Source organism: Rickettsia endosymbiont of Urophora cardui, assembly GCF_964030725.1.
Taxonomy (GTDB): Bacteria; Pseudomonadota; Alphaproteobacteria; order Rickettsiales; family Rickettsiaceae; genus Rickettsia.
This window is the reverse complement of record NZ_CAXIPY010000004.1, coordinates 123,867-149,836: the sequence shown is the minus strand read 5'-3', so window position 1 is coordinate 149,836 and position 25,970 is coordinate 123,867. Positions and strand designations below refer to the sequence as shown.

The following is a 25,970-nucleotide window of genomic DNA, read 5'->3' as shown; positions in this document are numbered from 1 at the left end:
GAAATATCGCTTTTAAGCTGATAAAAGCACTAAATATTTAACTTTAAATATAAATTTTCACTTTAGTCAGAAAAATTAGAATTTTTGTCAAAACTTCAGTATCCCCAATTGGAATGAAGCTATGGCTCATTTTATGATCAAATTTGATGGTAGAATTTAATGGTTCACGAAATTTACACAATTGATGAGACAGAGCCTGATGAGACAGAGCCATTGATTCATATTGGTCCAATCAGACTGACTCTGTTTGCCAGGAAGAATATTTTGTAAAAAGATTACTGTCTTATCCTTACCATGTGCAGCTCTCCATTGTTTCAACCTTTTCTGCAAACAGCGTAATTGCTTCCCATTATAATTCCCATGATACTTTTCTGTCAAATATGCTAATATGGTAGTTGCTTGCAACTCCGGTGCTGATTCTAGCATTGATTCTATTTCATCCCAGTGCTTCACAAATGGATCCTTACGTGTCCTATATTTACGTATTGTGCGTAATTCGCTTGGATACTTATTAATACGTAAATACTTACGTGCCGTTTTTACACTCATACCTGCTTTTGCAGCAGAAATTATCTGATTATATTTTTTGATCTTTTGCAATGATGCTCCTCGCAGCAGAGCTACGAGGTATCTAAAAAAGTTTTAGTTGTTTCTTATGATATCACGAAGCAGAGCTTCGGGGAATTAAACCCTGAGAGATTAATATTTTTTAATACATTAGCGGCACAAATATTAACGTAATTTAAGAGATGATAATCCAATAAGGACAAATATGAGAGAGATAATCCAGAATCTTATTACGACTTTTGATTCTGCCCAGCCACTTTTTTCAAAGTGATGATGCAATGGTGCCATTTTAAATATTCGCTTTCCTTTAGTAGCTTTAAAGTAATATACCTGCATAATCACCGATATTGTTTCAATAACAAATAATCCGCCAACAATGCCTAAAACTATTTCATGCTTAGTAATAACGCTGATAATGCCAAGTACACCGCCAAGGCTTAAGCTGCCAGTATCTCCCATAAACACTTCAGCCGGTTGTGCGTTAAACCATAAAAATCCAAGACAGCTACCTACTATACTTGCACAAAAAATCGTTAATTCTCCGGTATTTGGTAGGTAAGTTAGTTGTAGATAATTTGAGTAAATTAAATTTCCGACTAGGTAGCTTATTAAAGCAAAAGAACCGGCAGTTAAGGCAATAGGGACTGTTGCGAGGCCATCAAGTCCATCAGTAAGGTTAACAGCATTAGAAGCACCGACTATAACGAATATGGCAAAGAATATATATAAATAACCAAGGTCCATACTTAAACTTTTAAAAAATGGTACGTTAAGCATGTGACTAGGGCTATCAATTGTATATTCTAGTAAAATACATACTATTAAGCTAATGATACCTTGAAGTAAGAGTTTACTTTTTCCCTTTACGCCATAATGGTTATTTTTAGTTACTTTTGCATAATCATCAAGAAAACCGATAATACCGAAGCTAATAAAACCAAATAATGTAATCCAGATATATTTATTAGTTAAATCAGCAAGCAATAAGGTAGAAAAACAGCTGAATAATATAATCATAATACCACCCATAGTAGGAGTGCCTGCTTTTGCTTGATGTGATTCAGGGCCATCTAAACGTATCGGTTGACCATATTTTTGAAGAGCTTGTAAAAACTTTATTAGCCTTGGACCGATAAGAAAACTAAGACTAAGAGTAACTAGAACGGCAAGTCCACTACGAAAAGTAATATAATGAAATAAATTAGCTATATGTGAATTATGAATGTAAGGTAGTAAGAGGTTGTATAACATATTTTAGTTTAAATTTAAAAGTATAAGTTAGTTTAATTTACTTTAGTGTAATAATCAATAATCTTGTCAAGTTTTATTCCTCTAGAACCTTTTATCAAAATAAGCTCATCATTTTTGAATAAATCATTTGTAGATGCAATTAATTCATCAATATTTTTAAAATATGCTTTAGTTATTTTTTTAGGTAATGAATCATAAATATATTTAGTATTTGCACCTACTAAGAAAACCTTAGAACAGCCTGAACCTAATATATAAGGCGTTAGTTCTTTATGTAGCCTTTCTGAATTCTGCCCAAGCTCCAGCATCTCGCCTATTATAGCGGTTTTATTTGTGGCAGGCATTTGCTTTAAATATTCTAAGGCAGCTTTCATTGACGCAGGGCTTGCGTTATAATAATCACAAATAATGCGGCTATTTCCTATGTTAATAATTTCGCCTCTGCCTTTTGTCATAGGAATATTTTTCAAATAACCAGCAGCTTTATTTAAATCTTGATTAAGCAACAAGATGATTAATAATATACCAGTATAATTTTCGGCAAAGTGCTTAGGTATAAATGGTATAGTAGTCTCTATAATCGCATCATATATCTTATATTTTAAATGAACTTGCTCACCAGAAACCTCATATAAAATTAATTCAGCTGAAGATGATTTACCAAAATTGTGTATATTTTCTATAGATAATTTTTTTAATATAGATAAGATTTTATCATAACAATTAGTATCTGAATTAATAACGGCAATTCCATCTTTGTCAAAGCTCTCAAAAATTTCGCATTTAGCTTCAGCGATATCTTCAAGTGAGTTAAAAAACTCCAAATGTGCTTCTGAAATATTAGTGATCATAGCAATATTTGGTTTTAATATTTGAACAAGCTCCCGTATCTCACCTTTATGGTTCATACCGAGTTCAAAAATAGCAAATTCTGTATCATCCGGCATCGAAGCAAGATTAATAAGTAACCCTAAATGATTATTGAAATTACCTCGACTAGCCAAAGTTAGTGCGTTGTGTTCTAATAAAGTCTTTAATGCTTCTTTAGTTGAAGTCTTACCAACACTACCGGTTATAGCAATAAATTTGGCGTTTGAATTTTTTCTTTTATACAAAGTCAGCTGCTCTAGGGCTTTTAGGCAATTGTCTACTAGGATAATCTTACTTGGGTCAGATATATCTACTTGCTTACTAACTATTACTGCTGATGCTCCTTGATTAATGGCATCTTGAATATAATCGTGACCATCTTTATTGCCTTGAAGTGCTATAAATAAATCACCTTTTTTAACATCTTTAGAGTTAAATTGTATTTCGTTAGCGATAATAGAGTGCGGTACTGATACCCTTAAGGCATCACTTAAAGTTTTAGAATTCCAAATCATGTGTTTTTGTTGTTGTGCGTTTTAATTGTATTACTATGTCATTCCCGCGTAGGCGGGCATCCAGATTTTTAGCTGTCATCCCGTGACTTGATCACGGGATCTTGTATCACAGATTGTGTTCTGAGATACCGCAGTCAAACCGCGGTATGACAGACTTTTTACTGGATTCCCGCCTACGCGGGAATGACATAGATGCCACCTCGGCGTCATCAAACTCTATCTTCTCATCACCTATAATTTGATAATTTTCATGACCTTTGCCGGCGATTAGTAAAATATCATCTTCCTTTAAATTACTTATCCCATATTTAATAGCTTCTTTTCTGTCAGCTATTTCTATGTAGTTTTTTGTTTCTATCCCACTAGTAATTTCTTGTCTGATAGCTTTTGGGTTTTCATGGCGTGGGTTGTCATCGGTTACAATAACATTATCTGCTATTGAGGCTGCTATTTTGCCCATAAGCTTTCTTTTTGTAGTATCACGATTACCGCCACAGCCAAAAATTACGCTTAATTTACCACCCTTAGCTTTAATATTTTTTAGCTCAGTCACAGCTTTTTCAAGAGCATCAGGAGTGTGAGCATAATCAATGAATATATTAGCATTTTCTATTCGCTCCATTCGTCCTTTTACGGCTTTAACTTTAGTCAAAGCACTTATAACTTTACTAAAATCAAAACTGGTATAATAAACACTAAGTCCAGCTATTAATAAATTACTAGCCTGAAAGCTGCCTATTATTGGGGTATCAAAATCATAATTTTTATTATCAAAGATAAAATTAATATTTTGTCCTTTTAAAGAACTGTTAGTTTTAGTTATTTTACAATAATCGTTTGCTCCAACGCATAAATATTTTATCTTATGCTTATCCAAATAATCTTTAATAAACTTTATTTCTTCTATATCAGAATTTAATATCGCAATACCGTCTTCTGATAAATGATCGGTAAATAACTTTAATTTAGCAAGCAAATAATTTTCTTTTGTATGATGATAGTCAAGGTGGTCTTGGCTAAAGCTAGTGAAACATGCAACATTTACTTTTAAATCGCCAAGTCTTTGTTGATCTAAGCCATGGCTTGAAGCTTCAAATGCTAAATAATCTATCCTATGTTCAGCGAGTTTATGAGCAATTTTTCTAAAGCTTAAGTAGTCAACTGTAGTTAATCCGCCTATAGACTCATTAAAATTATCGATGCCAAAAACTTCTACGCCCATTGTGCCTATTGATGCTGCTTTTTGTCCAAGTAACGAATATGTTTGAGCTATATATGATACTACTGAGCTTTTGCCATTAGTACCGGTTACTGCTATCATAGTTTTAGTTTTTTTGGGATAGAAGAGTTCTATAGCTTCATATAAAGTTTCTTTGATGTCTTCCACAAAGATTACTTTATTTGTAGTGTTTTTTTTATCATCAGTAATAACTAATGCTGCCCCTTTATCTAAAGCATCTGCAATAAAATCATTCCCACCTTTAATGGCAAAAAAGGCGTCATTTGCCTTAATAGTTTTAGAATTATTCGATAAACCTTTTACGTTATGTTTTTCAAATAATTGTTTTAGGTTAGGTGTCATATTATATATATTTTTTTAAGTTTTATGTCATTCCCGCGTAGGCAGGAATCCAGAAAAAAGTCTGTCATACCGCGGCTTGACCGCGGCATCTCAGGACACATTCTATGGCACAAGATCCCGTGGTCAAGCCACGGGATGACATACAGAATCTAAATTCCACAACAACTGATTCGCCTCAGCAATTATATTCTTACCTACTAACTTCTTGATAAATACTAATTTGTTATCAGGTTTAATTTTTGCGTTAGCAGTATAGGTACTGACAAATTTTAGAATCTTATCAGCCATATCAGCGTTTTTATAAAATTTAATTACAAAACCGTTATCGCCTGAATCTAGATTTTCAATGTTCAACTTAAAGCATAATAATTTTATTTTAACAATATCAAGTAAATTATTAAATTCAGTTGGCAAGCTACCAAATCTATCTATCATTTCGTCTTTAAATTTTTCTACTTCCAGATCATCGTTTAGATTACCTATTCTTCTATATAAACCAAGCTTTAGAACTGAATCCGATACATAATTATCAGGAATAAAGACCGATAAACCTAAATTAATAGTCGGGATGAAAGGCTGCTCGCCGCTTATCGGCTCATCTTTAAAAATAGCTATCTGTTCTTCCAGCATTTCTTGATAAAGCTCTGTTCCGACTTCTCTAATTTGCCCTGATTGCTCTTCACCTATTAAATTACCGAAGCCCCTTAAATCCATATCATGGCTTGCGATAGTAAAGCCTGAACCAAGGGCACAGCTATTCTGGATTATCTCTAAACGTCTTAAGCTATGTGGCGTCATTTTCTTATGACTTGGCAAGGTTAGGTAGGCATAACCTCGCATCTTACCTCGCCCGATTCTTCCACGTAATTGATATAGCTGACTCAAGCCCAGCATATCGGCTTTATGGATAATCATAGTATTAGCGTCTTGTATATCAATTCCTGACTCTATTATAGTTGTGGAGATTAATATATCGAATTTGCCGGCATAAAATTCACTCATAATCTCGTCAATTTTATTCGGCGACATTTTACCATGTGCGACTTTATAGCTTAATTCAGGGACGATTTGCTTTAACTGCTTTTCGATATCCTCTATATCGTTAATTCTTGGAACGACAAAAAAGCTTTTACCGCCCCTAAAATGCTCACGCAGTAATGCATCCCTGATAATAACAGGATCAAACGGCATAACAGAGGTGCGGACTTCCAGCCTATTTAGCGGAGGTGTTGCGATAATGCTTAGCTCTTTTAAGCCGGTCATCGACATTTGTAAGGTGCGAGGTATTGGAGTCGCAGACATTGCAAGCACATGGGTAGAAGATTTTAGCGATTTAAGGAATTCCTTTTGACCAACGCCGAAATGCTGTTCTTCATCTATAATTAATAGTTTAAGGTTACAAAATTTAGTAACTTTATGTAGTAACTGAAGTTTTGACAAAAAGATAACCAAACTTATAAAGTATGATATAAATACGCTCAAATACAAAATGGTTTTTAGTGTGTATGATTATGCAAGAAATGTTGCAAGAAATAAAAAATTTTCCCCTATAATCAAGATGTGGTTTTAGAATTAATACTATCACTAGTAACTAATGATAGCGTTAAAGCAAGATCTGTTGTTGAATTAACAACTAATAAATATTTTCAGCGTAGTTGGTCAAGTGTATACAGAGCTATAGAGAATTTTTACTGTGCTCGTGATGAATCATTAAATATAAGAGATGAGCAACGTTTTAAGACTCGAGAAGATATAGAAAAATACTTAATAAGTAAACTGATTAATGAGGGTAAAAACTTACTGCAAATAGATACTACAGTGAGTAGCAAGAAAGATTCCAAGAAAGCAATTGATCGTACATATATTACAGGAGTTTCGCACTTAGCAAAATTGTGTATTAGTTAGAAGCCATTTAATGTTGTTCTGAATTGATGTTTTTATAACTTCCCAAGTTTGTTGATATAAAGTAATGTTTTCATTTATCCTCCTTTTGTTCATATCAAGCCAGGCCAATACAGCAAGGCAAATATGATTTCTTTGAGCTCGACCCGTGCGTGCCTGACAGCATTCAATACCACAAGTTTGTTTCAATTCTCGATGATAAACTTCTATAGACCAACGCGCCTTAACAATTTTCTCTATTTGCTCACGTGTAGGATTCTCTAAATTAGTTGTTATGTAATCAATGCGACCATTTTTTGCCACAAACTTAAATACCGTAACCCAACCGTATCCACGTAGGTGAATTTTTAGCCCTTCATCGGGAATCTCTAAAGTTTCCAAGCTAACATTACGATTAACTTTTCTATTTTTTCTTAGGTTGGTAACCCATATCCAACCTAAATTACGTATATGTTTTAAATTATCCAAACCACTATACCAAGCATCCATAACTATAGCATCAGGCTTGATACCTCTTTCTTTAGCTAAAGTAAGCATATCACAAAAATGCTCGTTCTTTGTTTTACCATCAGTTTCTTTATCATATATTCTATAATCTACAGGAGTAGATTGATCAATTTGAGTATTGTAATGCAGTAAGTTTACCATTCCTATACCAGGTATAACATCATGTACAGCCCCAGAATATTGATAATTTACAAGCTCGATCCTCTTACTGTATTGCTTTGACAATAAGGTGTCATCTCCCACTAATAAACAAGGATCTTCCAGATCAATATATTTTGACACTTTGCTATAGATTTCGCTAGGGCGAAAATCCTTACTCTTTAACCATCGACTTGCACTATCGTGCGATAGATCTAATGGACTTACTTCAGATAATGCTTTGCTAGTATATCTTACACTACTTGCTTGTAAGAATGATTTATATAAATCTTTGCTACATTTTGATCTTGTCATTTTTATCTAAAACTATTTTTCTCTAGATTAGCATATTATTTGCTAAGTGCGAAACTCCTGTATTAGACAGAATGCTAATAACCGACCAGTTGCGGGTTATGAATATAGTGTAGTTTGCATCGGTGCTCAGCCTAAATGGTCTGTACCAATATCTATAAATAGAGTAAAATCAGATGAGAATAAGTATAGCAAAGGTAGCAAACAAATAATGAAAATTGTTAAGCAAATACCACAAAAGGCTCTAAATATAACAGTAGGTGATGCAGGTTATAGCGCTCTATCTTTCATTCACCCGCTGCACAATGAAGCAAATACGGTAACAATAACCCGCCAAAGAATTAATCGCAGTATTTACAAAATATATATAGAGGAGCAAAAAACAAGAGGTCGTAAAAGATCTTATGGAGCTAAGATTTCTTGTAGTAGTTCTGATAATTTACTGATTCCAGATACAGAAGAAACTGTAGTAAAGGCTACAAAAAATGGTGACATATCAATTAGTATTTCACTATTTAAGAATTATCTAATCAAGGGCAAGAAACAGCATATCATGTCTGATAAACCGCTGAATTTTATTCAGGTTAAGGTGTTAGATGCATCAGGAAATAGGAAATATAACAGAGATTTATGGTTATGTGTTTCTGGCCAACAAAAAGATAAAATCAGTGGTAAAGAAGTATATGAATACTATAGACAAAGGTTTGATATTGAGCATTTTTTTAAATTTGGTAAGTCAAAATTATTGATGGATAAATTTCAAACGAATGATCCAAATAAAGATGAGGATTATATGTTATTCGTAATGCTAGCGTACAACATATTGTATCATGCACAATCTTCAGTTAAGGCAAGAAAAGTAAGGGCATGGGATAAAAAAATCAATAGCAATATGTTGTCTCCAAGTGAAGTTTATAGATCTATGCCACAAATTGCCCTTGAAGAAATATTAGAAAAGTCTATATCCAGAGGGATACCAGATCATAGAAATATTAGAAATAATCATCAGGTCAAACCATTTGCACCAGTAATACGCAAAAGTAATAAACACGGTAAGTTGGAAATTACAATAAAATCAAGTTTTGATGGAAGTAACCAAATTACCAAAACCTCATTTAATAAAAAGCTAGAATTACCAAATAATATTAGTAAGTATAAACCAGCAATATTAGACAAAATTGCTACAGTTTTTGACACATTATGTACCCAAATAGAATAAATAAATTTTGTTATTACTAAAAAAGTATAAAAAAATTGGAATACATTTCTCCTTATGGAAAGGATTTGGTCAAAACTTCAGTAGTAAAGAATGCGTACCTATTATTATATTTATCTTACCGCTTTCAAGTTCCGATCTTACAATCTTTGCTTCTTTGGAGCTAACAACACTAGATAATTGCTTGATATTTAAGCCAAAATCTTTAAATCTTTCCGTAAATCTTGCAAAATGTTGACTGCACAGGATAGTAGTTGGTACGACAATCGCCACTTGCGGTAAATTCTCGTTTAAGGATTTAGCAACCATAAAGGCAGCACGCATTGCTACTTCAGTCTTACCAAAGCCGACATCCCCACATATTAGCCTATCCATTAACATGCCAGTGCTTAAATCTTCCCTAATCTCATTTATTGCGTTTAATTGATCTTCAGTCTCGGTAAAAGGAAATTTAGCACAAAATTTATCATATTCTTCAAGGTCGAATTCAATAGCAGCAGTGGTATTAAGCTTTCTTTTGGCAGCTATTTGCATTAAATGCAAGGCAATTTCCTTAATACGGTTTTTAAGCTTAGCTTTATTTTTTTGCCATGAGACGCTCCCGAGCTTATCAAGCTGAGCAACATCACTGCCATATTTCTTTATTACCTCAATATTTTCAACTGGTATATATAGCTTATCATTACCAGCATATAGAATCTTTAAGAAATCATGAAGTTTGCCTTTAATTTCTAAAGCTTCAAGCTTTAAAAACTGCCCTATACCATGATCCTTATGGACTATCAGCTCTCCCTCGGCTAAATGATCAAGCTCAAGTAAAATATTCTTAAGTTTCTTGTTAGTATTTGTAGGGATAACTTTTTCTTCTAACAGTTCGCTAGCTGAAATAAATAAATATTCAGGAGTAGAAAAGCTTTGATTTAAAGGTAATATAGCAATATTGATAGTATTTGTTTTAGCCTCTTCTAAATATTCTATTTCATTATAACTACATTCATAGTTTTCGATTATACTTTTAACTCTTTCAAAGCTACTTAAAACGCTTGAGCCTATAATAATTTTCTTACGAGAATTAGCTTTTATAACTTCAAACAATTTATCAAAAACAGTTTTCTTTTCTACAAAGCTGGCAGCTGCTATATTTTCAACTATGCTAGCCTGCTCAGAATTTTCATAGCTAATTAGGATATTATTTTCCTGCTCAAGTAATTCTATAGCTTCAATAGAAGTAAAATATAGTGCAGAAGGTGAAAGAGTAGGATAAAAGCTGTTAAATTTAAGCTTATTGGCATCCAGCCTTGCTTTGTAAAAATCGTTATAGCTATGCTCAAATTCTAAAATAGCTTGCTTTGTTAGATTATCAAAGATAATGACCGGATTATTAAGGTAATCTGTTAAACCGGAATAGTCATCATAAAATAAAGGTAGTAACTGCTCATATCCTGAGAATTTCCTTCCGCCGGTTATTGCTTCATATAGAGGATTATCGGTATGGTTAACTCCAAAATTACGCAAGTAATTATCTTTAAAATTACTGATTGTTTCAGGATTTAAAACTATCTCATTTGCCGGACTGATAATTAATTCATTACAAGATCTGGTTGAGATTTGCGTATCAATATCAAATTGTTTGATAGACTCGACATAATCCCAGCTAAAATTAATTCTATAGCCTTTAGATTCAAGTAATATTAAGTCAACAATCTCGCCTCTTACTGCAAATTCTCCAACATCAACAGTGCTTGCATTCCTCGTAAAGCTATTTTCTACCAAAAACTTACTTAGCTCATTTGCACTCAGCTTCAATTTAGGAAATAGTTTTAGATAATATTTAGCAAAGAAATCCTTAGGCGGTAATTTGTTCAATAAGTTCGTTACGTGAGTAATAACTAATTTATTTCCTTGATTGGTCGTAAGTTTACTTAATGTTTCGGCTCGCTTAGATAAAATATTACAATTTGGTGACGTATGGTCATAAGGAATTGTATCATAGCTCGGAAAATAATATATATTTTCGCTCGGTAAAAAAAATAAAGCCTGCTTGTATAATTGCAACGCCTCTTCTTCATTGCTTGTAACTAAGACAAAATCTTGCTTAGAATTCTTTATAAAGCTATCAATTGTGAAGAAAGATTTAGCAGCTTGTGGAAATTTTTGTTGTAACATGTATGATGGGAAATTATATTTTTATTATTTTGCGTAATTGCTCAATTATTTCGGCATCTAAATTAGAAGGAACGGAAGATTTATTAGTAATCCAATTATAAAGGTCATTGTCATTTTGATCAAGTATTAAAGCATAGCTTAAAAGTTTTTCTTCCGCCATGAAAGGTAGATAAAGACTAGCAAAATTGCCTAATATATAATCCATTTCTTTGCAGCCACGATTTTTACTACGATAAAAAAGTTTCTTTTGTAAAGAGTTTTTATTTAATTTATTCATGTTATAAAATCTTGCAAAATTTTTTTATGATAATATTATTAAAACTATCAGAGACCAAGAATATTTAAAAAATATTTAAGGTTTTGCGAAAGCTATACTATCTTAATAAATTCATCTTCGCATGAATAAAATCCAATAGTTTAAACATTTTATTATATATAACAGCAATATAAGTAATAGGCAAAATATGTTAGTTCAAAATATCTGTTCTAAAGAAGCTTATAATATGCTGGTTTCAAATAATAATACTTTTCTTGTTGATGTTAGAACAGAAGAAGAATGGAAAAATGTGGGTGTTCCGAGTTTAAGTAATAAAAATAATGTAATCTTTTTAAGCTGGCAGCTATCGCCTTTTATGGAACTGAATAAAGATTTTGAAGATAGATTTTTATCTATTATTGATGATAAAATGTCTAACATTATATTTTTTTTATGCAGATCAGGGCATAGATCATTAATGGCAGCAAATTTTATGGCTAATGTAGGCTATAAAAATTGTTATAATATTATTGATGGTTTCGAAGGAAATCTTCAAAATAAAGGCTGGAAACAAAATAACTTACCGTGGCAGTTTTAAGTGAATACTAATCAAATAATTTTAACAAATCAAAATGATAATAGTATAAATGTCTGGAGTAACGTAACCCAAGACCTTTATAACTATTACGGTGAGGCTTTATATAATAGCTGGTTTAGTAAGGTCAATTTTATAGAATCTTCATTAAATACTGTTATTCTTTGTGCCCCTACTAATTTTATTAGAGATTGGATAAAATCTAAATATTCTGTCATTATATTGCAATTATTTCAGCATTATAATAATGCTATTAAAACAGTAGAGATAATTACTAAAGAATTGCCGGTATCTAATCAAGCAACTCTTGAGTTGCCTACTAAAACTTTTGCCGATATTGGTAGTAGTGAGCTTAATTCAGAAAATATTTTCTCAACGCTTGATATACGTTTTACTTTCGATAATTTTGTTGTTGGTGCTCCAAATGAGCTTGCTTATGCTGCTGCAAGAGCAGTAGCTGAGTCCTCAAGTGCAGTTTCCGAATCTAACCCTCTTTTTCTATATGGCGGGGTAGGGCTTGGTAAAACGCATTTAATGCATGCAATTGGTTGGTACATAAAACAGAATAATCCAAGCCGTAAGGTTATATATATGTCGGCAGAGAAATTTATGTACCAATTTGTTAAAGCTTTGCGTAACAAAGAAGTAATGTCTTTTAAAGAGAAATTTCGCTCAGTCGATGTATTAATGATTGATGATATTCAGTTTATTTGTGGTAAAGATAGTACGCAGGAAGAGTTCTTCCATACGTTCAATACGCTGATTGATAATAACCGTCAGATGGTTATTTCTTGCGATAGGTCGCCTTCCGATTTAGATGATATTGAAGACCGGATTAAATCCCGTTTAGGGTGGGGTTTAGTGGCAGACGTTCATAGCACTACTTATGAGTTACGTCTTGGTATTTTAGAGTCTAAAATTGAGCAGATGAACGTTAAAGTTCCAAAAGATGTAATTGATTTTTTAGCTTCTAAGATTGTTTCGAATGTAAGAGAGCTTGAGGGAGCGTTGAATAAGGTTATTGCCCACTCTAACTTTACTGCAAAAGAAATAACACTCGAAAATACACAAAATATTTTAAGAGATTTGCTGCGTTCTAATGAAAGGATAATTACAGTTGAAGATATTCAGAAAAAAGTAGCTAATCGTTACAATATTAAATTATCTGATATGTCCTCACCTCGTAGAATGCGTACCATTGCAAGACCGCGTCAGATAGCTATGTATTTAAGTAAAATCCTCACCCCTAAAAGTCTAGTCGATATAGGTAAAAAATTCGGTAAAAAAGATCATACAACAGTCATGCACGCCATCAAGAAAGTGGAAGAGCTATTAGAAAGCGATTTAGAATTACGCGAAGAGATTAACCTAATGATGAAAATCTTGCAGAATTAGCTTATGTGTCATCATTGCGAGGAGAGACAAAGTCTCGACGTGGCAATCTCATGAAGTAATATCAAGACTTCTGAGATTGCTTCGTTGAAACTTGCAGTTTCTTCTCGCAATGACGATTAACAGAATATCTATACAAAAATCCTTTTAAAATTATCTATTATTGCTATTACATAAATAGTGTGGTACAAGAGCGTACAACTAATTTTAGGTATAAAATTGTGACTATTTACACTAGTAGCCAAGTACAAGCCAAATTCATTAGTCTTATTGATGAAATAAATGAAACTCATAAGCCTATTTATATTAACTGAAGTTTTGACAAAAAGATAGCCAAACTTATAAGTTATAGCTAACGCGGAAAGGTTTTTACCATAGTTTGTGTATTTACTCACATATTCACCAGATCTAAATCCTATTAAACATTGCTGGACTAACTTTAAAAACTGTTTACGTAAAATTATTGATCAATGCCTAAGTTTTTCCTAATCTGTGGTAGAAACATTTCCGTGTTAGCTATATGATATAAATACGCTCAAATACAAAAGGGGTTTTAGTGTGTACTGAAGTTTTGACAAAAATTCTAATTTTTCTGACTAAAGTGAAAATTTATATTTAAAGTTAAATATTTAGTGCTTTTATCAGCTTAAAAGCGATATTTCTACAATTTAAAGTAAATTATTTGATATATAATACAAATTATAGATTGATACACTCGCCACTTTTTTTAATAAAAATTTTTTGTCAAAACTTCAGTGTGTATGATTATACACGAAATGTTGCAAGAAATAAAAAATTTTTCCCTATAATCAAGATGTGGTTTTAGAATTAATACTATCACTAGTAACTAGTCCGTCCGCCAAAACTCTACAAGCCTTATAGATAATATGGTTTTAAGACAAGAAGTAATACAACAATCCGTAAGAAAATGATAAAATATGGTCATAAACCTTATGGATTTCAGTCAATGCCAATAGACAACATTATCAAATCGCAAGAACAAGGGAAACTGTTTGGTTATAAATTAAAAGAAGAATTAAACCCAAATAATAAGCTATATAAATTAAGAGAATTAATAAATTGGTCTAGGCTCGAAGAGTGGTTATCAAAAAATGTTTGTATTAAGAAATTTGGTAGAAATAGAAAATGTCATAGAGTGATGCTTGGCATAACGATGCTACAAGCAATGTATAATTTTTCAGATTCATTATCAGAGGAAGAGCTAAAAGAGAATATGTATTGGCAGTATTTCTGCGGGTGGGAATATATAGAAAAAGACATAGCTATCTCGGAAACTAGTATACGACGGTTTCGTAGTGTATTAGGTGAAGCTGGATATAATGAGATATTATCGGAGTTGATCAGGGTTGGGATAAAAACTAACACAATTAAAAAAAAAGATTTGGAATTAATCATCGCTGATACGACTGTACAAATTAAGAATATCAAACACCCACACGATGTTTATTTAATGGATAAAGCTAGGCTTAGCATAGTAAAGCTTTGCAACAGTTTGGGTATACATTTGAATGAAACATACGCTAGAACCTATAAACGCGATATAGTAAAGCTATGGAAATATAAAGAACATAGTAAAGCCAAGAAGCGTTGGAAAATAATGAAGCATTTAAAAATATTACTGGGTCGTTTGATTAGAGTATGTGAGCGTGAGATCAAAAATAAGCAATTAAACTTGTCTCTCAAAAATCAAGAAGTATTGCAAAAAATAAAACAAATACATAACCAATCTGTTTTAAAAAGAGAAGCTAAAAAGCAATATAAAGAAGATAACAAAGTATTATATAGTTTTCATGCCCCTGAAGTAGAGTGTATAGGAAAGGGAAAACGCAACAAGCCATATGAGTTTGGCAATAAAGTAGCGGTAGTAGTAAGTGGTCGTAGAAATTTTGTTTTATCCGCAAAATCGTTTCATAATAATCCTTATGATGGTCATACATTGCATCAGAGCTTTGAAGCAGTAGAGAGTGTCACTGGAATCAAGATAAAGAAATCATTTGTTGATCTTGGGTATAGTGGTAGCAATGTAAAGGAGAAGAGTAAGGTATATACCCCAAAAACGCGGAAGAAGTTGTTACAAGAGGACAAGTCTATGATCAAGAGACGCAGTGCCATAGAACCAATAATAGGTCACTTAAAGCAATATGGTCGGATGGGTAGAAACTTCTTGAAAGGTATGATAGGAGATATTATCAATCCAATAATCTCTGCTATTGGTTTGAATTTACGATGCATTGCAAATCATTTACAAATCGTGTCTAACTCCACATAAATCAAAAATATCATCATGCAAAAACTAGATGAACGATAAAAAATCGTTAACAATAGCTCCATATCAAAATTAGACCAACACAGAAATGTATCAGTAAAAATTAACATAACTTATTAATTTTTATTGAAAATCTTAGCAATTTGTTGTCAAAACTCTATCCCATTACAAATGATCAGGATTTGAAGTGTTTTTGGCGGATAGACTAACTAATGATAGCGTTAAAGCAAGATCTGTTGTTGGTAAATTCCGAGTCTTTTGCAATGATTGTGTAAATTTTTGTTGAGCCTATATTAGAAGTAATTAAAAATATAGGTAACAGAAATGCAAATAGAGAAGAATAAAAAAATAAATGAAGCAATAGATTTGCTGATAGAAGGTGGAGTAGATTTAAAAACAGTACTAAGTCAGAATGGATTAATTAAGGAATTAACCAAGGGTATTTTAGAGCGAGCACTGCATGCTGAGATGTCAGAACATTTAGGTTATAGCAAGTATGATAGAGCTGAAACTGAGAATGCGAGGAATGGTAGTTTTAGTAAGAATCTGATTAGTGAGAATGGTACTATAGAGCTAAATGTTCCAAGAGACAGACAAGGTAAATTTGAACCTATAATAGTCTCAAAGAAACAAACAAGAATAGATGGCTTAGACCAAAAGATAATATCCTTATATGCGAAGGGTATGAGTGTGTCTGATATTAAAACACAATTGCAAGAATTATATGGAGCTGAGATCAGTGAGAGCCTAATCAGCAGGATTACAGATGAAGTAATAGATGAGGTCAAGATTTGGCAGAGTAGACCTCTTGAATCAGTATACCCTATAGTATATTTTGACTGTTTAGTAGTGAAAGTAAGACAAGATAAACTTATTATTAATAAATCAGTATATGTAGCTTTAGGAATAGATTTATCTGGCAGAAAGGATATTTTAGGCTTATGGATAAGTGAGAATGAAGGAGCTAAATTTTGGCTTGGTAATTTTACTGAAATGAAGAATCGAGGAGTAAAAGATATCTTAATTGCTTGTAGTGATAATCTAACTGGTATGTCTGATGCTATTGCATCAGTATATCCGAAAACTGAACATCAAATTTGTATTGTCCATCAGATCAGGAATAGCCTCAAATATGTATCATATAAAGATAGAAAGCAATTAGCAGCGGATTTGAAACTAATCTATACTTCTGCTACTGAAAAAGAAGCAGAATTAGCTCTTGAGTCATTTGATCAAAAATGGAGTAAGCAATATCCGCATATAGCTAAATCTTGGTATAATAATTGGGATAATTTGATAATTTTCTTGCAATATCCAAAGGAGATTCGTAAGATTATTTACACTACAAATGCGATAGAATCGCTGAATAGCCAATTGAGAAAAGTTACTAAGAATAAACGCATCTTTCCAAATGATGACGCAGTATTTAAGGTTTTATATCTGACAATTGATTATATTACCAAAAAATGGTCTATGCCTATCCCCAATTGGAATGAAGCTATGGCTCATTTTATGATCAAATTTGATGGTAGAATTTAATGGTTCACGAAATTTACACAATTGATGAGACAGAGCCTAAATTCCAGTATTAATCTCTCAGGGTTTAATTCCCCGAAGCTCTGCTTCGTGATATCATAAGAAACAACTAAAACTTTTTTAGATACCTCGTAGCTCTGCTGCGAGGAGCATCATTTAAGCCAGATTTATATTTTCTTCCCATACCTCATTGGGTGTTTTATAACCGAGCACTTTTCTTGGTAAATTATTTAAAAAATCCTCAATTTCTTGTAATTGCTTTATTGTTAATTTTTTTATATCTAAAGATTTAGTCTATCCGCCAAAAACACTTCAAATCCTGATCATTTGTAATGGGATAGAGTTTTGACAACAAATTGCTAAGATTTTCAATAAAAATTAATAAGTTATGTTAATTTTTACTGATACATTTCTGTGTTGGTCTAATTTTGATATGGAGCTATTGTTAACGATTTTTTATCGTTCATCTAGTTTTTGCATGATGATATTTTTGATTTATGTGGAGTTAGACACGATTTGTAAATGATTTGCAATGCATCGTAAATTCAAACCAATAGCAGAGATTATTGGATTGATAATATCTCCTATCATACCTTTCAAGAAGTTTCTACCCATCCGACCATATTGCTTTAAGTGACCTATTATTGGTTCTATGGCACTGCGTCTCTTGATCATAGACTTGTCCTCTTGTAACAACTTCTTCCGCGTTTTTGGGGTATATACCTTACTCTTCTCCTTTACATTGCTACCACTATACCCAAGATCAACAAATGATTTCTTTATCTTGATTCCAGTGACACTCTCTACTGCTTCAAAGCTCTGATGCAATGTATGACCATCATAAGGATTATTATGAAACGATTTTGCGGATAAAACAAAATTTCTACGACCACTTACTACTACCGCTACTTTATTGCCAAACTCATATGGCTTGTTGCGTTTTCCCTTTCCTATACACTCTACTTCAGGGGCATGAAAACTATATAATACTTTGTTATCTTCTTTATATTGCTTTTTAGCTTCTCTTTTTAAAACAGATTGGTTATGTATTTGTTTTATTTTTTGCAATACTTCTTGATTTTTGAGAGACAAGTTTAATTGCTTATTTTTGATCTCACGCTCACATACTCTAATCAAACGACCCAGTAATATTTTTAAATGCTTCATTATTTTCCAACGCTTCTTGGCTTTACTATGTTCTTTATATTTCCATAGCTTTACTATATCGCGTTTATAGGTTCTAGCGTATGTTTCATTCAAATGTATACCCAAACTGTTGCAAAGCTTTACTATGCTAAGCCTAGCTTTATCCATTAAATAAACATCGTGTGGGTGTTTGATATTCTTAATTTGTACAGTCGTATCAGCGATGATTAATTCCAAATCTTTTTTTTTAATTGTGTTAGTTTTTATCCCAACCCTGATCAACTCCGATAATATCTCATTATATCCAGCTTCACCTAATACACTACGAAACCGTCGTATACTAGTTTCCGAGATAGCTATGTCTTTTTCTATATATTCCCACCCGCAGAAATACTGCCAATACATATTCTCTTTTAGCTCTTCCTCTGATAATGAATCTGAAAAATTATACATTGCTTGTAGCATCGTTATGCCAAGCATCACTCTATGACATTTTCTATTTCTACCAAATTTCTTAATACAAACATTTTTTGATAACCACTCTTCGAGCCTAGACCAATTTATTAATTCTCTTAATTTATATAGCTTATTATTTGGGTTTAATTCTTCTTTTAATTTATAACCAAACAGTTTCCCTTGTTCTTGCGATTTGATAATGTTGTCTATTGGCATTGACTGAAATCCATAAGGTTTATGACCATATTTTATCATTTTCTTACGGATTGTTGTATTACTTCTTGTCTTAAAACCATATTATCTATAAGGCTTGTAGAGTTTTGGCGGACGGACGATTTAGAGTATACTCTGTGCACCATTGAGTTAATCTTCTCTATCAATGGTTTTTGCCATGGAGAATAAGGATTGCAAAAATATACTTTTCGTTCAGATTTTGGCAATAGTTGTTCATGATTGGTAAATTCTTTGCCATTATCTAACGTTATGCTTTTGATTATATGCGACAATTGTTTAAGTTTTTTATTCATGTTACCAATCACATCTTGTGTTCTTTTTGAACGGTTTAAAGTGAGAAACACTTTTTGTGTTCTGATATCCACAAGAGCGCCTATATTACGACTTTGATTACCTTTGTTAAAAGTTAAATCACCTTCTAAATGACCTATTGCTGCTATCTTTCTATTTATCTCTGGTCTTTCAGTAATGGAAACTCGATTTGGTATTGTAATTCTTTTGTTTCTGATTCTTGTACCATGATGCAACCTATTTTTCCTTTTTCTTGCTAAAGATAAATATAATTTTTGCCTTTGTGCTATAGGAGATGTATAAATAAACTGGTATATACTCTCTGTAGAAATATTGACAGTATCTCGTGATAGTTTACGTCTACCTGAAATTATATCTGGTGAAATACCCTGTGTTAACTGCTTTATTATTTCTGCTCGTAAATTATTATCAATATCTAATTTTCTTTTTCTCTTACCTTGCCTTAAACTGCAAGCAAGTGTGTTAGCCCTATCTGGTCTATAATTATGCCTCATTCTCTTGAGTTCATAACATATAGTGCTTTTATCACGGCCAATCTTTGTCCCTATATATCGCGAGCTATAACCACTCTTATTCATTTCGTATATTTTAAATCTTTCATCTATCGTTAAATGAGCCATGATATATCTATATTTAAATGATGCTCCTCGTAGCTCTGCTGCGAGGAGCATCATTAAAAATTTTTTGTCAAAACTTCAGTGAAATATCAAAGGTATAGCAAAAAGCAATGAAGCTCAGACATTCAATTTACGAGCGAGATTGCAGAGCGTATACTAAACGTGAGCAAAATCGAGACTCACTAAATTTGATGTATCAACTTTATTGCTTGAAGCTATATATATACTGATCTTAATAATAGGCATTATATAATATGACACAAGATCAAGACAACGATCCAAAAAATAACGAAAGCGATAAGCTAAAATCTTTGCATAATAAATTAGGAAGCATTTCAGGCTTCTTAATGACAATGCGTTCTAACACTATTGAAGAACAAAAGAAAATTTTGCATGATTTAAAAGCTTTAATGAAACAGATTAATACTATGCAAAAAAGTATAGAAATATATTTTATTGTTATATTAGTATTAATGTTTTTCATGACGCAAAAAATGCTTTGGAGCGGTTCAAGCAAAAACCTTTCTCTTTTAACTGAAGTTTTGACACAATCCTTTCCATAAGGAGAAATGTATTCCAATTTTTTTATACTTTTTTAGTAATAACAAAATTTATTTATTCTATTTGGGTACATAATGTATCAAAAACTGTAGCAATTTTGTCTAATATTGCTGGTTTATACTCACTAACCTGAATTCTGGATTAATCTAGGTTTGGAAGTAAGTATTTACAAGGGATAGAAGATACTCTATATAATTTTTAGCAAAAAAACAAGAGTATCCCCATGAAGAAAGATATTACTGCATTATTTTGTTTTGTCGATGATTTTTGTAAAATTAGCGAGCAGTGGATTAATAAATCATTTCTACCATTAATTAATAAAAACCCTACAAACCTGAATTCTGGATTAGCTAATTTTGAGATATAGCAGGTTTGTTAGGTTTCATACAGTATGCAATTAGGGCGGATAAGATATGTACAAAGGCATTCCAAATTGATCTATGTCTTGTATGTTCGATCTCGAAAGCACCCTTCAGCACACTAAATACTGTTTCGATAATTGAGCGTTTGCGTAATAATATTTTTTCAAATAATGGCATAAGTTTATTCTTCATTTTCTTCTTTATGCCAGTTACTAACTTGATTCCTTTGCTGTATAGATCATCAAAGAGCTCCTGTTTGATATAACCCTTATCGCCAAACAATAATCCCGTGATATGTTTGGTGATTATCGAAACCGGCGCTCTATCATCTACATTACCAGGCGTTAGTTTTAGACCTTGAATCTCACCTTTTTCGTTAATAACCAAATGTAATTTTAGACCAAAAAACCAACTTTTTGTTGTTTTACCCAAAGCAGCAATACCGGCAAAGACTTTATTACGAGAGATTCTTTTTCGATGACAAAGGAAAGTTCTATAATTAATTAAGCCAGATATAATCAATTTTTAATCTCTCAGGGTTTAATTCCCCGAAGCTCTGCTTCGTGATATCATAAGAAACAACTAAAACTTTTTTAGATACCTCGTAGCTCTGCTGCGAGGAGCATCATTTAAATATAGATATATCATGGCTCATTTAACGATAGATGAAAGATTTAAAATATACGAAATGAATAAGAGTGGTTATAGCTCGCGATATATAGGGACAAAGATTGGCCGTGATAAAAGCACTATATGTTATGAACTCAAGAGAATGAGGCATAATTATAGACCAGATAGGGCTAACACACTTGCTTGCAGTTTAAGGCAAGGTAAGAGAAAAAGAAAATTAGATATTGATAATAATTTACGAGCAGAAATAATAAAGCAGTTAACACAGGGTATTTCACCAGATATAATTTCAGGTAGACGTAAACTATCACGAGATACTGTCAATATTTCTACAGAGAGTATATACCAGTTTATTTATACATCTCCTATAGCACAAAGGCAAAAATTATATTTATCTTTAGCAAGAAAAAGGAAAAATAGGTTGCATCATGGTACAAGAATCAGAAACAAAAGAATTACAATACCAAATCGAGTTTCCATTACTGAAAGACCAGAGATAAATAGAAAGATAGCAGCAATAGGTCATTTAGAAGGTGATTTAACTTTTAACAAAGGTAATCAAAGTCGTAATATAGGCGCTCTTGTGGATATCAGAACACAAAAAGTGTTTCTCACTTTAAACCGTTCAAAAAGAACACAAGATGTGATTGGTAACATGAATAAAAAACTTAAACAATTGTCGCATATAATCAAAAGCATAACGTTAGATAATGGCAAAGAATTTACCAATCATGAACAACTATTGCCAAAATCTGAACGAAAAGTATATTTTTGCAATCCTTATTCTCCATGGCAAAAACCATTGATAGAGAAGATTAACTCAATGGTGCACAGAGTATACTCTAAATCTTTAGATATAAAAAAATTAACAATAAAGCAATTACAAGAAATTGAGGATTTTTTAAATAATTTACCAAGAAAAGTGCTCGGTTATAAAACACCCAATGAGGTATGGGAAGAAAATATAAATCTGGCTTAATTAATACTGGAATTTACCTTATTAACGAAAAAGGTGAGATTCAAGGTCTAAAACTAACGCCTGGTAATGTAGATGATAGAGCGCCGGTTTCGATAATCACCAAACATATCACGGGATTATTGTTTGGCGATAAGGGTTATATCAAACAGGAGCTCTTTGATGATCTATACAGCAAAGGAATCAAGTTAGTAACTGGCATAAAGAAGAAAATGAAGAATAAACTTATGCCATTATTTGAAAAAATATTATTACGCAAACGCTCAATTATCGAAACAGTATTTAGTGTGCTGAAGGGTGCTTTCGAGATCGAACATACAAGACATAGATCAATTTGGAATGCCTTTGTACATATCTTATCCGCCCTAATTGCATACTGTATGAAACCTAACAAACCTGCTATATCTCAAAATTAGCTAATCCAGAATTCAGGTTTACTAATACTTTGATAAGGTGGCACAGATACATAGATATAGCTAACGCGAAAAGGTTTTTACCATAGTTTTTGTATTTACTCACATATTCACCAGATCTAAATCCTATTAAACATTGCTGGACTAACTTTAAAAACTGTTTACATAAAATTATTGATCAATGCCTAAGTTTTTCCTAATCTGTGGTAGAAACATTTCCGTGTTAGCTATATGTACGTGATTTGAAGCTATCTTCCCTCTTAATATCTCTACACCATTATTCTTACATATCTCTTGGATTAGGTCCTTGACTCTCCTACCAATATCACCAACCAATATATTATAGCGATATTTAGTCACCCATACTATATGATAAGTGCAATCGTAAACTGTGTGGCTTAGCTTCTTGTAATACTGCATCTCTTCATTCTATATGTTAAAACGACGCACTGCAAGTGCGGGGTTTTTCTCCCAAATTTGGGACAATAAAAATTTTTTGTCAAAACTTCAGTTAGTAACTTTTCTCAATTGGCTATTCAGCGATTCTATCGCATTTGCAGTGTAAATGGTAAATTCCAGTATTAATTAAGCCAGATTTATATTTTCTTCCCATACCTCATTGGGTGTTTTATAACCGAGCACTTTTCTTGGTAAATTATTTAAAAAATCCTCAATTTCTTGTAATTGCTTTATTGTTAATTTTTTTATATCTAAAGATTTAGAGTATACTCTGTGCACCATTGAGTTAATCTTCTCTATCAATGGTTTTTGCCATGGAGAATAAGGATTGCAAAAATATACTTTTCGTTCAGATTTTGGCAATAGTTGTTCATGATTGGTAAATTCTTTGCCATTATCTAACGTTATGCTTTTGATTATATGCGACAATTGTTTAAGTTTTTTATTCATGTTACCAATCACATCTTGTGTTCTTTTTGAACGGTTTAAAGTGAGAAACACTTTTTGTGTTCTGATATCCACAAGAGCGCCTATATTACGACTTTGATTACCTTTGTTAAAAGTTAAATCACCTTCTAAATGACCTATTGCTGCTATCTTTCTATTTATCTCTGGTCTTTCAGTAATGGAAACTCGATTTGGTATTGTAATTCTTTTGTTTCTGATTCTTGTACCATGATGCAACCTATTTTTCCTTTTTCTTGCTAAAGATAAATATAATTTTTGCCTTTGTGCTATAGGAGATGTATAAATAAACTGGTATATACTCTCTGTAGAAATATTGACAGTATCTCGTGATAGTTTACGTCTACCTGAAATTATATCTGGTGAAATACCCTGTGTTAACTGCTTTATTATTTCTGCTCGTAAATTATTATCAATATCTAATTTTCTTTTTCTCTTACCTTGCCTTAAACTGCAAGCAAGTGTGTTAGCCCTATCTGGTCTATAATTATGCCTCATTCTCTTGAGTTCATAACATATAGTGCTTTTATCACGGCCAATCTTTGTCCCTATATATCGCGAGCTATAACCACTCTTATTCATTTCGTATATTTTAAATCTTTCATCTATCGTTAAATGAGCCATGATATATCTATATTTAAATGATGCTCCTCGCAGCAGAGCTACGAGGTATCTAAAAAACTTAATTAATTATAGAACTTTCCAATAATCTTACGAATCTCCTTTGGATATTGCAAGAAAATTATCAAATTATCCCAATTATTATACCAAGATTTAGCTATATGCGGATATTGCTTACTCCATTTTTGATCAAATGACTCAAGAGCTAATTCTGCTTCTTTTTCAGTAGCAGAAGTATAGATTAGTTTCAAATCCGCTGCTAATTGCTTTCTATCTTTATATGATACATATTTGAGGCTATTCCTGATCTGATGGACAATACAAATTTGATGTTCAGTTTTCGGATATACTGATGCAATAGCATCAGACATACCAGTTAGATTATCACTACAAGCAATTAAGATATCTTTTACTCCTCGATTCTTCATTTCAGTAAAATTACCAAGCCAAAATTTAGCTCCTTCATTCTCACTGATCCATAGCCTAAAATATCCTTTCTGCCAGATAAATCTATTCCTAAAGCTACATATACTGATTTATTAATCTCTCAGGGTTTAATTCCCCGAAGCTCTGCTTCGTGATATCATAAGAAACAACTAAAACTTTTTTAGATACCTCGTAGCTCTGCTGCGAGGCGCATCATTTAAATATAGATATATCATGGCTCATTTAACGATAGATGAAAGATTTAAAATATACGAAATGAATAAGAGTGGTTATAGCTCGCGATATATAGGGACAAAGATTGGCCGTGATAAAAGCACTATATGTTATGAACTCAAGAGAATGAGGCATAATTATAGACCAGATAGGGCTAACACACTTGCTTGCAGTTTAAGGCAAGGTAAGAGAAAAAGAAAATTAGATATTGATAATAATTTACGAGCAGAAATAATAAAGCAGTTAACACAGGGTATTTCACCAGATATAATTTCAGGTAGACGTAAACTATCACGAGATACTGTCAATATTTCTGCAGAGAGTATATACCAGTTTATTTATACATCTCCTATAGCACAAAGGCAAAAATTATATTTATCTTTAGCAAGAAAAAGGAAAAATAGGTTGCATCATGGTACAAGAATCAGAAACAAAAGAATTACAATACCAAATCGAGTTTCCATTACTGAAAGACCAGAGATAAATAGAAAGATAGCAGCAATAGGTCATTTAGAAGGTGATTTAACTTTTAACAAAGGTAATCAAAGTCGTAATATAGGCGCTCTTGTGGATATCAGAACACAAAAAGTGTTTCTCACTTTAAACCGTTCAAAAAGAACACAAGATGTGATTGGTAACATGAATAAAAAACTTAAACAATTGTCGCATATAATCAAAAGCATAACGTTAGATAATGGCAAAGAATTTACCAATCATGAACAACTATTGCCAAAATCTGAACGAAAAGTATATTTTTGCAATCCTTATTCTCCATGGCAAAAACCATTGATAGAGAAGATTAACTCAATGGTGCACAGAGTATACTCTAAATCTTTAGATATAAAAAAATTAACAATAAAGCAATTACAAGAAATTGAGGATTTTTTAAATAATTTACCAAGAAAAGTGCTCGGTTATAAAACACCCAATGAGGTATGGGAAGAAAATATAAATCTGGCTTAATTA

General features: G+C 32.3%; 18 protein-coding genes and 8 pseudogenes. 11 read left to right on the top strand and 15 right to left on the bottom strand.

Annotated features, from left to right (window positions below):
- Nucleotides 1-156: 156 nt before the first annotated feature.
- The 5 genes and pseudogenes from AAHI98_RS03880 to AAHI98_RS03860 all read right to left on the bottom strand — a co-directional run.
- Nucleotides 157-600, bottom strand: coding sequence for a hypothetical protein (locus AAHI98_RS03880; RefSeq protein ID WP_342225101.1), 444 nt, complete (start codon nt 598-600; stop codon nt 157-159).
- A 132-nt stretch (nt 601-732) separates the two neighbouring features.
- Complete coding sequence (gene mraY / locus AAHI98_RS03875) at nt 733-1,818, bottom strand: phospho-N-acetylmuramoyl-pentapeptide-transferase (RefSeq protein WP_342225100.1); 1,086 nt, start codon at nt 1,816-1,818, stop codon at nt 733-735.
- Between the two features lie 32 nt (nt 1,819-1,850).
- Nucleotides 1,851-3,203 (bottom strand): UDP-N-acetylmuramoyl-tripeptide--D-alanyl-D-alanine ligase, encoded by a 1,353-nt coding sequence (locus AAHI98_RS03870; protein WP_342225099.1) that lies wholly within the window; start codon nt 3,201-3,203, stop codon nt 1,851-1,853.
- A 106-nt stretch (nt 3,204-3,309) separates the two neighbouring features.
- A complete protein-coding gene (locus tag AAHI98_RS03865) occupies nt 3,310-4,785 on the bottom strand; it encodes a UDP-N-acetylmuramoyl-L-alanyl-D-glutamate--2,6-diaminopimelate ligase (RefSeq protein WP_342225098.1) in 1,476 nt (491 codons plus the stop codon).
- Nucleotides 4,786-4,908: 123 nt separating this feature from the next.
- A pseudogene (locus AAHI98_RS03860) lies at nt 4,909-6,213 on the bottom strand (TRCF domain-containing protein); the annotation flags it as partial.
- Nucleotides 6,214-6,345: 132 nt separating this feature from the next.
- On the opposite strand from AAHI98_RS03860, the gene AAHI98_RS03855 reads away from it, so the two are divergent.
- The gene (locus tag AAHI98_RS03855) at nt 6,346-6,690 is read left to right on the top strand and encodes a hypothetical protein (RefSeq protein ID WP_342225097.1); all 345 of its coding nucleotides are present in this window, start codon (nt 6,346-6,348) and stop codon (nt 6,688-6,690) included.
- Here the strand turns inward: AAHI98_RS03855 and AAHI98_RS03850 are convergent.
- On the bottom strand, nt 6,667-7,647 hold the full coding sequence (locus AAHI98_RS03850; protein WP_342224656.1) for an IS701 family transposase: 981 nt from the start codon (nt 7,645-7,647) through the stop codon (nt 6,667-6,669). The two genes, AAHI98_RS03855 and AAHI98_RS03850, sit on opposite strands and share 24 nt — an antisense overlap.
- A gap of 46 nt (nt 7,648-7,693) precedes the next feature.
- On the opposite strand from AAHI98_RS03850, the gene AAHI98_RS03845 reads away from it, so the two are divergent.
- Entirely contained in the window at nt 7,694-8,863 is a 1,170-nt protein-coding gene (locus AAHI98_RS03845) for a transposase (RefSeq protein ID WP_342225096.1), read from the top strand.
- Nucleotides 8,864-8,938: 75 nt separating this feature from the next.
- Here AAHI98_RS03845 and AAHI98_RS03840 read toward each other — a convergent pair.
- Both AAHI98_RS03840 and AAHI98_RS03835 read right to left on the bottom strand, forming a co-directional pair.
- Nucleotides 8,939-11,026: pseudogene (locus AAHI98_RS03840) on the bottom strand (CarD family transcriptional regulator); the annotation flags it as partial.
- 13 nt (nt 11,027-11,039) lie between these two features.
- Nucleotides 11,040-11,303, bottom strand: a complete 264-nt coding sequence (locus AAHI98_RS03835) for a succinate dehydrogenase assembly factor 2 (protein ID WP_342225095.1) — start codon at nt 11,301-11,303, stop codon at nt 11,040-11,042.
- Between the two features lie 187 nt (nt 11,304-11,490).
- Here AAHI98_RS03835 and AAHI98_RS03830 point away from each other — a divergent pair, with 187 nt between their 5' ends.
- From AAHI98_RS03830 to AAHI98_RS03815, 4 genes are all read left to right on the top strand, one after another.
- A complete protein-coding gene (locus AAHI98_RS03830) occupies nt 11,491-11,880 on the top strand; it encodes a rhodanese-like domain-containing protein (protein ID WP_342225094.1) in 390 nt (129 codons plus the stop codon).
- Nucleotides 11,881-13,272: a chromosomal replication initiator protein DnaA gene (gene dnaA / locus AAHI98_RS03825; RefSeq protein WP_342225093.1), complete on the top strand. Its 1,392-nt coding sequence runs from the start codon at nt 11,881-11,883 to the stop codon at nt 13,270-13,272.
- 925 nt (nt 13,273-14,197) lie between these two features.
- Nucleotides 14,198-15,559, top strand: a complete 1,362-nt coding sequence (locus AAHI98_RS03820; RefSeq protein ID WP_342224717.1) for an IS5 family transposase — start codon at nt 14,198-14,200, stop codon at nt 15,557-15,559.
- 321 nt (nt 15,560-15,880) lie between these two features.
- Nucleotides 15,881-17,095 (top strand): IS256 family transposase, encoded by a 1,215-nt coding sequence (locus tag AAHI98_RS03815; protein ID WP_342224662.1) that lies wholly within the window; start codon nt 15,881-15,883, stop codon nt 17,093-17,095.
- A 153-nt stretch (nt 17,096-17,248) separates the two neighbouring features.
- Here AAHI98_RS03815 and AAHI98_RS18475 read toward each other — a convergent pair.
- The 3 genes and pseudogenes from AAHI98_RS18475 to AAHI98_RS03805 all read right to left on the bottom strand — a co-directional run.
- Nucleotides 17,249-17,386, bottom strand: a pseudogene (locus AAHI98_RS18475) (IS30 family transposase); the annotation flags it as partial.
- A 201-nt stretch (nt 17,387-17,587) separates the two neighbouring features.
- Complete coding sequence (locus tag AAHI98_RS03810) at nt 17,588-18,949, bottom strand: IS5 family transposase (RefSeq protein WP_342224717.1); 1,362 nt, start codon at nt 18,947-18,949, stop codon at nt 17,588-17,590.
- Complete coding sequence (locus tag AAHI98_RS03805) at nt 18,946-19,860, bottom strand: IS30 family transposase (RefSeq protein WP_342225092.1); 915 nt, start codon at nt 19,858-19,860, stop codon at nt 18,946-18,948. Before AAHI98_RS03805 ends, AAHI98_RS03810 begins: the two co-directional genes overlap by 4 nt.
- Nucleotides 19,861-20,111: 251 nt before the next feature.
- On the opposite strand from AAHI98_RS03805, the gene AAHI98_RS03800 reads away from it, so the two are divergent.
- Both AAHI98_RS03800 and AAHI98_RS03795 read left to right on the top strand, forming a co-directional pair.
- Nucleotides 20,112-20,420, top strand: a complete 309-nt coding sequence (locus AAHI98_RS03800; RefSeq protein ID WP_342225091.1) for a hypothetical protein — start codon at nt 20,112-20,114, stop codon at nt 20,418-20,420.
- A gap of 221 nt (nt 20,421-20,641) precedes the next feature.
- Nucleotides 20,642-20,749: pseudogene (locus AAHI98_RS03795) on the top strand (IS982 family transposase); the annotation flags it as partial.
- Nucleotides 20,750-20,768: 19 nt separating this feature from the next.
- Here the strand turns inward: AAHI98_RS03795 and AAHI98_RS03790 are convergent.
- Nucleotides 20,769-21,266 (bottom strand): annotated as a pseudogene (locus AAHI98_RS03790) (IS982 family transposase); the annotation flags it as partial.
- A gap of 160 nt (nt 21,267-21,426) precedes the next feature.
- Between AAHI98_RS03790 and AAHI98_RS03785 the strand changes: the two are divergent.
- The gene (locus AAHI98_RS03785; RefSeq protein ID WP_342224646.1) at nt 21,427-22,389 is read left to right on the top strand and encodes an IS30 family transposase; all 963 of its coding nucleotides are present in this window, start codon (nt 21,427-21,429) and stop codon (nt 22,387-22,389) included.
- A 17-nt stretch (nt 22,390-22,406) separates the two neighbouring features.
- A pseudogene (locus AAHI98_RS03780) lies at nt 22,407-22,802 on the top strand (IS982 family transposase); the annotation flags it as partial.
- Between the two features lie 225 nt (nt 22,803-23,027).
- On the opposite strand, the pseudogene tnpA reads toward AAHI98_RS03780, so the two are convergent.
- The 3 genes and pseudogenes from tnpA to AAHI98_RS03760 form a co-directional block, all read right to left on the bottom strand.
- A pseudogene (gene tnpA / locus AAHI98_RS03770) lies at nt 23,028-23,219 on the bottom strand (IS200/IS605 family transposase); the annotation flags it as partial.
- 165 nt (nt 23,220-23,384) lie between these two features.
- Complete coding sequence (locus tag AAHI98_RS03765; protein ID WP_342224646.1) at nt 23,385-24,347, bottom strand: IS30 family transposase; 963 nt, start codon at nt 24,345-24,347, stop codon at nt 23,385-23,387.
- Nucleotides 24,348-24,427: 80 nt separating this feature from the next.
- Nucleotides 24,428-24,885, bottom strand: a pseudogene (locus tag AAHI98_RS03760) (IS256 family transposase); the annotation flags it as partial.
- 119 nt (nt 24,886-25,004) lie between these two features.
- Between AAHI98_RS03760 and AAHI98_RS03755 the strand changes: the two are divergent.
- Nucleotides 25,005-25,967: an IS30 family transposase gene (locus tag AAHI98_RS03755; protein ID WP_342225089.1), complete on the top strand. Its 963-nt coding sequence runs from the start codon at nt 25,005-25,007 to the stop codon at nt 25,965-25,967.
- Nucleotides 25,968-25,970: the final 3 nt, after the last annotated feature.